The sequence below is a fragment of the uncultured Halovibrio sp. genome (assembly GCF_913056445.1).
GTDB lineage: Bacteria > Pseudomonadota > Gammaproteobacteria > Pseudomonadales > Oleiphilaceae > Halospina > Halospina utahensis_B.
The window spans coordinates 20,581-27,912 of the sequence record NZ_CAJXMA010000036.1; the positions used below are offsets into that span (position 1 = coordinate 20,581).

8 protein-coding genes are annotated in these 7,332 nt (G+C 58.9%); all 8 read left to right on the plus strand.

The window, feature by feature from the left end; genetic code table 11:
* Positions 1-5 precede the first annotated feature (5 nt).
* Positions 6-1,235: a hypothetical protein gene (locus tag QZ501_RS08730; protein WP_295718801.1), complete on the plus strand. Its 1,230-nt coding sequence runs from the start codon at positions 6-8 to the stop codon at positions 1,233-1,235.
* Positions 1,232-2,527 carry a CpaF family protein gene (locus QZ501_RS08735; protein WP_295718803.1) on the plus strand — a complete coding sequence of 432 codons (1,296 nt, stop codon included), beginning with the start codon at positions 1,232-1,234 and terminating at the stop codon, positions 2,525-2,527. Before QZ501_RS08730 ends, QZ501_RS08735 begins: the two co-directional genes overlap by 4 nt.
* Positions 2,527-3,432 (plus strand): type II secretion system F family protein, encoded by a 906-nt coding sequence (locus tag QZ501_RS08740; protein ID WP_295718805.1) that lies wholly within the window; start codon positions 2,527-2,529, stop codon positions 3,430-3,432. Before QZ501_RS08735 ends, QZ501_RS08740 begins: the two co-directional genes overlap by 1 nt.
* Before the next feature lie 16 nt (positions 3,433-3,448).
* Positions 3,449-4,363 (plus strand): type II secretion system F family protein, encoded by a 915-nt coding sequence (locus QZ501_RS08745; protein WP_295718807.1) that lies wholly within the window; start codon positions 3,449-3,451, stop codon positions 4,361-4,363.
* A gap of 14 nt (positions 4,364-4,377) precedes the next feature.
* A complete protein-coding gene (locus tag QZ501_RS08750; RefSeq protein ID WP_295718809.1) occupies positions 4,378-5,073 on the plus strand; it encodes a tetratricopeptide repeat protein in 696 nt (231 codons plus the stop codon).
* A gap of 89 nt (positions 5,074-5,162) precedes the next feature.
* Positions 5,163-5,396, plus strand: coding sequence for a DUF3613 domain-containing protein (locus tag QZ501_RS08755; protein ID WP_295718816.1), 234 nt, complete (start codon positions 5,163-5,165; stop codon positions 5,394-5,396).
* 5 nt (positions 5,397-5,401) lie between these two features.
* Positions 5,402-7,003, plus strand: coding sequence for a pilus assembly protein TadG-related protein (locus QZ501_RS08760; protein WP_295718811.1), 1,602 nt, complete (start codon positions 5,402-5,404; stop codon positions 7,001-7,003).
* A partial coding sequence (locus QZ501_RS08765; RefSeq protein ID WP_295718814.1) for a hypothetical protein occupies positions 7,003-7,332 on the plus strand: 330 nt, incomplete at its 3' end. The genes QZ501_RS08760 and QZ501_RS08765, both read left to right, overlap by 1 nt.

Here is a 7,332-nt window from a genome sequence, read left to right on the forward strand (position 1 = left end):
CACGCATGCAGACCGTACTGGCAGTAACCAACAGGGAAGACTACCTGAGCTGGTTGAATCAGGCGCTCTCCGAGCACGCGGAAGTTGTCGTCGCAGACGATGATACTGTTGAGCGCGTGCTGCAGCTTGTTGATGCGGTGGAGGCGGATGGCCTCTTTGTTCAGCTTGGTGGTGGAGAACAGGCTTCTCATCTTGACCTGATTGAAGGTTTGTTGGCGGTCAAGCCACATCTGGCGATCGCAGTGTTTTCGGAATCCACCGATCTCGATATGGTCATTGCGGCCATGCGCGCCGGCGCCAGGGATGTGGTGGCCGTGGGCAGCAGCGAACGCCAGGCGCAGGATGCGCTCTATCGGCTGCGTGGACGGGCGATAAGCACCAGCGACACGGCCACAGCCATGGCGGGTGAGCACCGCAGTCCGGACGGCGAAATCTATGCCTTCCTGTCCGCGCGCCCCTATGAAGGGGTTACAACAGCAGCGGTTCACACCGCATTGGCCCTGAATGAGGAGGCACCGGAGGAGTCCACGCTGCTGCTTGATCTGGGAGTTCCAGCGGCTGACTCCCTTTTGTTTCTCGACCTCCAGTCCACCTATACTTTTGTCGATGCCGTACGCAGTGTCCGGCGGCTCGACCACACCCTGATCCGAACAGCGTTCACCAAACACCGGAGCGGGCTGACGCTGCTGTCACTGCCGGAAGAACCGGTGGACACCTCTGAGTTCACGCCCGCCGATGTCATGATTCTGTTCAATATTCTAAGAGGGTATTTCAAATACATCGTCGTCAACCTCGGCGGTGTTGCTCCCTCAGAATTTGTTCAGCTCGTGCTCAGCCGTTCTGATCGCACCCTGCTTGTAGCCGAGCAGGCTGTGCCTATCGCGCACGCCAGCAAGCGCCTTTTGAACTATCTCAATGCCCACGACCACGCGGTGAGTGATATCCGGCTGCTGGTTGATCGCTACACCCCTGATGTGGGGCTGGAAGCCGAAGACATGGCGGACGTACTGGATCTGGAGGTCGAGATGAATCTCCCGTCTAGTGGCCTGATGCGCCTGCGCGCACTCAATACCGGCAGGACTATCTTTGAGGAAAGTCCTGATGACCGTTATTCGAGGGCGATCCGGGAGCTTGCCGCCAGACTCAGTGGTCAGACGCCCACCAGTCGAGGTCGGGCAGGAGCACTTGCTGGGCTCTTGCAGCGGCTCAGACAGCGTCTGGAGGTGCGGGAATGAGCTGGATTACGGCCGGTCAGGACGATGATGTTCAGAAAACGGAACGCTATCAGTCTCTCAAGCGGGATCTGCACCGGTTTCTGATCCAGGTTATTGAGTCCGAGGAGCTGGATCTGGAGAGCTGGTCAGAGGACCGGATGCGTCAGTATGTGGATGCTAGGATCGATGATTTTCTGGCTTCCAACCGCCTCGCCGTCAATCGGCGTGAAGTCGATGCTTTGGGCCGGGATATGCTCGATGAGCTGCGTGGATATGGACCCATCCAGACCTTCATTGACCGTGACGATATCAGTGACATTCTGGTCAACGGTTATGGCAGCATCTATATCGAGCGGCGAGGACAGCTGGTTGAGACTGAGCGCCGCTTCATTGACGACGATCATCTTCTGCGTGTTATCCAGCGTATTCTGGCACCCATCGGGCGCAGGGTTGATGAATCAACCCCTATGGTGGATGCGAGACTGCCAGACGGCGGTCGTGTTAATGCCATCATTCCGCCACTGGCCCTCAATGGACCTACGCTTTCGATCCGTAAATTCCAACGCGAAGCGTTGCAGAGCGGTGACCTGCTGGCCTATCGCACGCTCAACGATGAGATGGTTGAGTTTCTCAGGCGCGCGGTCGAGGCCCAGTGCAATATTCTGGTCGTGGGTGGTACCGGCTCCGGCAAGACGACCCTCCTGAACATCCTGTCCGGTTACATTCCCGAGGATGCACGCATCATTACGGTTGAGGATGCTGCAGAGCTCCAGCTGCACCATCCCCATGTTGTCCGGCTTGAAACGCGCCCCCCGAACCTGGAAGGCGAGGGGGAGATTACGGCCCGTGAGCTGGTGCGTAACAGTCTTCGCATGCGTCCGGACCGGGTGATTGTGGGGGAAGTCCGGGGTGTTGAGATACTGGATATGCTCCAGGCTATGAGTACCGGCCACGACGGTTCCATGGGCACCCTGCATGCCAACAGTCCGCGTGATGCGTTGCACCGGATGGAGATGCTCGCAGGCTTTGCCGGCTATCAGGGCAGCGAACATACCCTTCGGTTGCAGGTCAGCAACGCCATCGACCTCATCGTTCAGCTCGACCGTACCGCCTCTGGTGACAGGCGGGTGACCTCCATCCAGGAGATCACTGGCGTGAACGATAACACCTATATGATGCAGGAGCTGTTCTCGTACGATCAGGAGAACGACCAGTTCATTCGCCAGAGCATCCAGCCGTCCAGCCATAAGCTTCAGGCCCATGAAAGTCTGCAGCGCCGTCAATCGCCATTTGCGCCAGGGGGGCGCGGGTAATGGCCGCGGCTCTGACAGGCTGGCTGGCGGCCTGCGCGCTGGTCGGGGCACTTTTCCTGGCCCGTGAGCACACGCGTGCACGACTGCGGGAGCGCGCACTTGCTGTTCTGTATCGTTATGTCTCTCCCCGTGAGCGCAAGCCTTCCCGGATATCTCAACGGCTGTCTCCCATAATCATGCGTGTGAAACGGCGTCTGTGGCAGGCAGGGATTGAGCCGGCGCAGTGGCAGTTGGTTGTGCTTGTGGTCCTGGGTTTTATAGCACTGGGTGCCGGGTTTTCGGCACTTGGCCTGGCCGGCGCGGTCATAGCTCTTGCGTTGATTCTGGCGTTTGCTTACGCGGGCCTCATGCTCCAGGCCGAGCGCCGCCGCCAGCGGATGGTGGAACAACTGCCCGGTTTCGTGGATCAGCTGCTGCGCATGGTCAATGTGGGCAGCACCCTTGAAGAAGCGTTGGTCGCCGCCACCCGTGAGGCTGCTCTTCCCTTGCGCCAGGTCTTTGAGCCGGTGGTGCGTCAGACCCGTCTCGGTGGCAGTGTGGATGAGGCGCTGGAGATGGCCAGCGACCGCTATAACCTGCAGGAACTGCGTTTTCTGACCACCGCAGTCCGTATTAGTCGTCGTTATGGCAGCAGTGTCAAAGAGATGCTTAACAGCATCGTAACGATGATCCGTGAACAGGAGAGGGCACGCCGGGAACTGCGGGGGATGACATCGGAAACCCGCGCCAGCGCCTGGATCCTCGGGGCTCTGCCAGTGCTCCTGGTGGGGTATATGCTGGCGGTCAACCCCGGGTTCTTCCTGGGGCTGTGGAATGATGAAACGGGGCGGGTGCTGGTATTTGTTGCCGTTGCCATGCAGGTATCCGGGGTCATCGTTCTGTGGCGGTTGCTCAAATCGGTCTGAGGGGAACGTCGTTGTGATGACAGTGCTGATGTGGATCGCCATCGCAATGATAGGAGCCGGTCTTGCTGGGCTGGTGTATCTGGTTTTCGGCAATCACCGAAGGGCTGTCGCAGTGCGTCGTCTTCATCAGGGGCGCGGGAGCGGCAATCAGCGCAGCGGTGGTGACCGGCGGCTGAAATGGCTGGCGCAACTTGATTCCCGACTGACTCAGGTGGTGGGCCATGACCCGGAGCTTGCCCCCTTGCTGATAAAAGCTGGATGGCGCTCAAGGGAGGCTGTTGCCATTTTCCGGGGAATCCAGAACGGATTGGTTCTGTTGTCGCTGGTCTCGGTTTTTATCTACTGGTTGGCCCTGGGGTTTGAAGGCGCCGCAAGCTTCGTGGGGCTCTTCAGTTTTTTCGTTCCGGTCGCGCTCGCCTACCTGGGCCCCAAACTGGCGCTCCGGCGCCTTGCTCACCAACGTCAGCGCCGGATACGGGAAGAGGTCAGTGGCCTCTTGCATCTGCTCAGGGTTCTTTTTGATGCTGGGCTCGGATTTGATCAGGCACTGGTTACCATTGCCCGAGAGAACCGTCGTGTGATTCCAGAGGTTGCGGGTGAGCTTGAGGCGGTGATGCGACAGGTGGAGACTGGCGCCGATCGTGCTGAAACGCTGTCGTCCATGGCGCGGGATCTGGATGTGGATGATCTGACGGATCTGGTCAGGCTGCTGCGCCAGGTGGATCGTTACGGTGGCGCCATCCAGAAGCCGTTGATGGAGTTCGCAAATCTGCTTGAGGAGCGCCGGCGCACTGAAGTCCAGGAGAAAGTAGGCAAGCTCTCCGGTGCCATGACGGTGGTCATGGTGCTTTTCTTTCTTCCGGCGCTGATGATTCTCATGGCGGGGCCTGGATTCATCTCAATTCTGGAAGGGCTGGGATCGGTGGATTGATGTTGGTGCGTGCCATGGCAGTTATATGCTGCAGCTTTTTCATGCTGGCCGGTTGTGCCAGCAACCAGGTGAGCGAGTCCATCGCGTCCGGTTCGGAGCGGGCGGAACGGCCACTGGCATGTGGCCCGGAACTTGAGGGGCGGGCTGCGATGCATTTCGATCTTATTGAACAGATGGCGGATCAGGGGCGGGATCGAGCCGCACTGGCGCATCTGGATGCGTTGAGCTCAATCCAGATCACTGTGCCGGTTGAGGCTAAGCTGCTGCGTGCGCATGCCCATCGTCGTCTTGGAGAGAGTGACAAAGCCCGCGATCTCTATATCGAGATCGCTGGAAGCTGTATGCCCGGGCAGGGGATGCGGGGCCTGGCATTGCTGGCGGCGCAGCGTGGCGACGTGCAGGAGGCGGTGGAGCGATTCAGAAAGGCCATTGACCATCGCCCTGTGGATGCGCGTCTCAGGAATGATCTCGGCTATGCGTATCTGCTTCAGGGCAGACTGGATAAAGCCAGGGAGGAACTGGAAACAGCAAGAGAGCTTGGGGGCGGTGAGAAAGCAGTGTCCAATCTGATCGTGCTGCTGCTTCACCAGGGTGAGTACGACAAGGCACGCAGCATCGCATCGGAGTCCGGCATCGATGAGCAGAAATGGCGCTCGTTGGGGCGAGAGGCGCAGCAGATCCAGGCCGCAGAAAGTGGTGAATCTGGCTGAAGTCAGTGAATGGAGCGAAAGGAGGGGCAATGAGTCCATCAATCAAAAGGCTTTGCTTAACAGTGCTGGCGCTGTCGGTTGCCGTCACCATGGGGTGCGCGTCCTCGCGGTCCGAGAGGACCAAAGAGTCCTCTGTGCAGGAACAGCAGCGCCAGGCAACAGTGAGCCAATGGCTGGAGAAGCAGCGGTCAGGGGAAGTTGCGGGCTCTCAGCCGACGCTTGGTGGTGCTGAGATGCAGCGCATTTACGAGCGCTATCTGGAGAGCTTTACACACCCCATTCCGGATCAGTTCGAAGTGGAGAACGCCACTAGTGACAGGTGATGGTTATGTGGGGACGCAGTGCGTGTTCGGGGCAGCGCCTTGCCAGGCTTTCTGAACAGGAAGGGGCTATTTCGGTTCTGGCGGCCAGTGCCCTCACTCTGTCGCTGGTGATGCTGGCTCTTGCCGTTGATTCAGCCCGGTTGTTCTACCAAGACAGCAGGGTGCAGGGCGCGGCGGACGCGGCGGCCGTAGCGGCCGTTACCCGTTACACCGAGGCGGATCCGGGAGAGGCCAGCCGTATGCAGGCAGCGTTGGACGCTGCAGAGACGGTCGTCGAACGCAGCCTGAAAGGCGGAGGACGCGTTGTGGACCTGGAACTTGGGCGGGTCCTCAGTAAGGGCGGCATGCTGGAGTTTGAACCAGACAGCACAGGAATGGCGGTCCGGGTCAACGTTGAGCGCGAAACGCCCATGAGTCTGATCGCTGGCTGGGTCTTTCCGGATGATGCGGTGCTTCGTGCTGATGCAGTGGCGGAGCAGCCACAACTGATCGAGCTGCAGGCCGGCTCGGGGCTGGCCAGCTTCGATAGCGGTGACAGTGCGCTGCTTAATGCGCTGCTTGGTGGATTGCTCGGTACGGATCTTTCACTGGATCTGGTGACGTACCAGGGGCTCGCTGATGCTGACATCCGCCTCGTGGAGCTGGTGGAAGCGCGTGCTGGGGTCGGCTCGGTTGAAGAGCTGTTGGATACCCGCATCGGATTGGGAGAGTTGATCGACTTGGTGGTTGCGGCTGCACCGGATCAGACCAGCGCGATTGTGCAGCTTGGCAGTGTGGCAGCTCAGGTTGACCCTCAGTTGGATCTAAGACTTGGCGACGTGCTCAAGGTTGGGTTGCCTACCGAGGAGGCGGCCGCCAATGTCGGGTTGAATGCCCTGAGTCTGATACGACTGGGCGCTCAGGCGGCGAATAAAGGCCAGGCGGTTGAGCTTGATCTTGGCAGTGAGGTTCTGGACGAGGTTGGGGTTGCGGATCTCGATGTCAGCCTGGCTCTTGGTGAGCCACCTCAAATCGCCATCGGGCGCGCTGGAAAAACTCCCCAGGGGAGCTGGCGTACACAAGTAGAAACCGGCCAGGTGGAACTTGGGGTCAAATTGGAGGCGCTATCCCTTTTGGGTCCAATTGCGGAGCTGGAGACTGATCTGAACGTGGATCTTGCCAACGGGACGGCCTGGGCAGAGCGTCTTTGGCTTGAGAATGACGGCCCCCGGGTAAGGGTCGGTGCGCAATCGGAAGCGGGCAATTTGCAGTTGGCACTGAAACTCAAACTTTTGGGAGTGAACGCCACTCAGGTTGATGCTGAAGTTCCAATAGGCAATGCCAGTGACCCCAAAGTGTTTGCCGAACCATTTGGCTCCTCGTACTCAAAGGTGTTCGGCGGTGACTTGGGTGATGCGTTATCCAATGATCTGCTTAGCCAGGTTGAGGTTGAACTCCTTGGTTTGGAATTGCCGGGGCTGGACAATCTGTCGGTGGTTACGAATCTATTAGGGAACATCGTCAGCGTTGTGGTTGATCCCCTTCTTGAGGTTCTTGGGGTACAGGCAGGAATTGCTGAGGTTTCTGTGAATCAGGTACGAGCAGGCACACCAAGGTTGGTGCATTAATGATAAGGCGATCGATTTTTGTGGCAGTGAGGCCGCGGGATGCCATTCTTGGTATTGCCATCGTGGCTATTGTGGCCGTTGGGACTGTGCAGTGGTTGCAGGTGTCCTTATCCCAGCAGATGGAAATGGCCCTGGTGGAAGATGCTCTCAGGATTCGATCTGGCAAGGAAACGCCAGGCATTGACACGCTTGCGGCTCGGGAAAGCGTTGCCTTGGCGGCGCGTCTGGAGCAAGGCAGTGGTGCTGTTCTCGAGGAACAGCGGGAGGCCCTGAGCAGGAGGGCTCCTCCGTGGTTTGAATCAGCGGTTGTGAATGCAGTCCCTGAAAGA

Bases quoted from the DNA above. Each gene is read 5' to 3' on its own strand.
- QZ501_RS08750 (WP_295718809.1), top strand. From the start codon at position 4,378: ATGGCAGTTATATGCTGCAGCTTTTTCATGCTGGCCGGTTGTGCCAGC.
- QZ501_RS08730 (WP_295718801.1), top strand. From the start codon at position 6: ATGCAGACCGTACTGGCAGTAACCAACAGGGAAGACTACCTGAGCTGG.
- QZ501_RS08755 (WP_295718816.1), top strand. From the start codon at position 5,163: ATGGGGTGCGCGTCCTCGCGGTCCGAGAGGACCAAAGAGTCCTCTGTG.
- QZ501_RS08760 (WP_295718811.1), top strand. From the start codon at position 5,402: ATGTGGGGACGCAGTGCGTGTTCGGGGCAGCGCCTTGCCAGGCTTTCT.
- QZ501_RS08745 (WP_295718807.1), top strand. From the start codon at position 3,449: ATGACAGTGCTGATGTGGATCGCCATCGCAATGATAGGAGCCGGTCTT.
- QZ501_RS08735 (WP_295718803.1), top strand. From the start codon at position 1,232: ATGAGCTGGATTACGGCCGGTCAGGACGATGATGTTCAGAAAACGGAA.
- QZ501_RS08740 (WP_295718805.1), top strand. From the start codon at position 2,527: ATGGCCGCGGCTCTGACAGGCTGGCTGGCGGCCTGCGCGCTGGTCGGG.